This is a genomic window from Halochromatium glycolicum (assembly GCF_016584085.1).
Lineage (GTDB): Bacteria > Pseudomonadota > Gammaproteobacteria > Chromatiales > Chromatiaceae > Lamprobacter > Lamprobacter glycolicus.
Window position 1 is genome coordinate 1 of record NZ_NRSJ01000102.1, and the last position, 2,092, is coordinate 2,092.

Consider the following 2,092-nt stretch of genomic DNA (forward strand, 5'->3'; position numbering starts at 1 on the left):
CCTGAACCGACTAGCCAGCGCCAAACTGGCGGGTGAGAAAGCGGCTTAAAACGGTAGACAAACTCAAGACTGTGGGCTTTGCGCCCGAGCAGGCAGAAGCGGTCGTGCGCGCCATCGGAACGGCACAAGATGGTCTCGTGACGAAAGCCGACCGAGAGGCGAATTCACGCTTGCACGCCGAAGGTTTTCGTGAATCCTTTAGTCGCATCTCTGCATTCAATCCGAGCTCTCATGGCTCACATGCGCGTCTCGGTGCCAAGACGATCGGTTGGGCCACCTTTGTCGTGATCGGCTCGCTGCAGATCATGTGGGCGAGCAGGGCGCCGTTCTTGCACCTCTCGATCAACAAACGCCGTTACCCTATCCTGCGCCTTCGCGCAAGATAACGGGTCTCACACCAACACCTCGACCGGCTCCGGGTGACTGAGGAAGCGGGTCGGGCTGGCGCTGTAGCCATAGGCGCCGGACTGGAACACGACGATCAGGTCGCCGATCTCGGCGCGCGCCAGCTCCATCTGCTGCGCGAGCACATCGAGCGGCGTGCACAGGGGGCCGACCACGTTCACCAGCTCGCGCTCAGTGCCCTGGACGCGGTTGCCGACCACCACCGGGTAGTTCTTGCGGATCACCTGGCCGAAATTGCCCGATGCGGCCAGGTGATGATGCAGCCCGCCATTGGTGATTAGGAAGGTCTGCCCGCGCGACTCCTTGCGATCCAGCACCTCGGCGACATAGACGCCCGCCTCGCCGACCAGATAGCGGCCCAGTTCCAGGATGATCTCGGTCTCTGGCAGCCGTTCGTGCACCTCCGGTAGCCGTTGCGCGAGATGCTCGCCGATCGGCTCCAGATCCAGCGGCTGCTCGCCGGGAAAGTAGGGGATACCAAAGCCGCCGCCGATGTTGAGCATCTCCAGCGGTGACGGTGCCGCTTCGGCTAGCCGCAGCGCCAGCTCGAAGGTCTGCTGTTGCGCCTCGATCAGGGTCTCGGGGCGCAGGTTCTGCGAGCCAGAGAAGATGTGCAGGCCGCGAAAGTGCAGGCCCAGCTCGCCGATGCGCGCGAGCATCGCCGGCACCCGCTCGGCATCGACACCGAAGGCCTTGGGGCCGCCGCTCATCTTCATGCCGGAGCTTTTCAGCTCGAAATCTGGATTCACACGCACGGCCACATGGGCGGTACGGCCGCTGCGCTCAGAAATCGCCGCCAACCGTGCCAGCTCGGTCTCCGATTCCAGGTTGATGGTGATCCCTGCTGCGACCGCCGCCTCCAGCTCCCAGGGCGCCTTGCCGGGACCGGCGAAGCTGATCTCGGCGGCCGGCATGCCGGCATCCAGTGCCACCCGTAGCTCGTCCACCGAAGCCACGTCCAGCCCATCGACCAGACCGGCCAGGTGCTGCACCAGCGCCGGCATTGGGTTGGCCTTGATCGCGTAATGGATCGACAGCTCATCGGGCAGGGCCGCGCGCAGCGCCCGCACCCGCGCGTCGAGCAGTTGCCGGTCATAGGCGTAGAAGGGCGTTTGGCCGACGCGCGCTGCAAGCTCGGGTAGGGGTATGCCGCCGACCTGCAAGCAATCGTCGATCACCGGGAAGTGCGCCATTGGGGCGTGGCCAGGGCGGCTGCTAGTCATCAATCGATTTGCTCCTGAAACAGGTCGGCAAATTCTGTGGTCAAGGTCTGGCGGTCAGTCGAAAAAGATGTCTTCGAGCGCCCGGGCTTCCAAGGCGCGATCGAACCAGAGGGCCAGGGTCTCGGCGTCGGCGGCTGCAATGCGTTGCTGGATCGAATCAGAGGGCTCGCCGAAGCGTTTGACGAGTAGGTGACGTAGCAAGCGGGCTTCCCCCTGGCGCAGAAAGCGCTCCGCAAAACCGCTGATTGCGGCGGCTTCTGGCGCGTGCTCTTGTTGGTAGATCATGCGTTCTTCCTCGCTCAAGTGCGCATAGATGTCGACGAAGTCGAGGTATTTGCAGCAATTCCCGCCATCCTCGGAGATGGCAGCTGACAAGACACGGAGACCGGCATTGAAGATCTCTGGACGCATGGACGCCTCGCTGCAGAGCAACGCTTTGATGAAGCTGGCTTGTTCTCCCCTCA

The 2,092-nt window shown here is 63.4% G+C and carries 2 protein-coding genes and 1 pseudogene; 1 reads left to right on the forward strand and 2 read right to left on the reverse strand.

Features of this window, described 5'->3' with window-relative positions; translation table 11 throughout:
* Positions 1 to 32 precede the first annotated feature (32 nt).
* On the forward strand, positions 33 to 386 hold the full coding sequence (locus CKO40_RS23580) for a CCDC90 family protein (RefSeq protein WP_200348900.1): 354 nt from the start codon (positions 33 to 35) through the stop codon (positions 384 to 386).
* Positions 387 to 392: 6 nt separating this feature from the next.
* On the opposite strand, the gene CKO40_RS23585 is transcribed toward CKO40_RS23580, so the two are convergent.
* Both CKO40_RS23585 and CKO40_RS23590 read right to left on the reverse strand, forming a co-directional pair.
* On the reverse strand, positions 393 to 1,628 hold the full coding sequence (locus CKO40_RS23585) for a pyridoxal-dependent decarboxylase, exosortase A system-associated (protein WP_200348901.1): 1,236 nt from the start codon (positions 1,626 to 1,628) through the stop codon (positions 393 to 395).
* A gap of 54 nt (positions 1,629 to 1,682) precedes the next feature.
* Positions 1,683 to 2,092 (reverse strand): annotated as a pseudogene (locus CKO40_RS23590) (hypothetical protein); the annotation flags it as partial.

What these genes read in the sequence shown, in the direction of transcription:
- CKO40_RS23585 (WP_200348901.1), bottom strand. Translation starts at nt 1,628, where the DNA reads ATGACTAGCAGCCGCCCTGGCCACGCCCCAATGGCGCACTTCCCGGTG.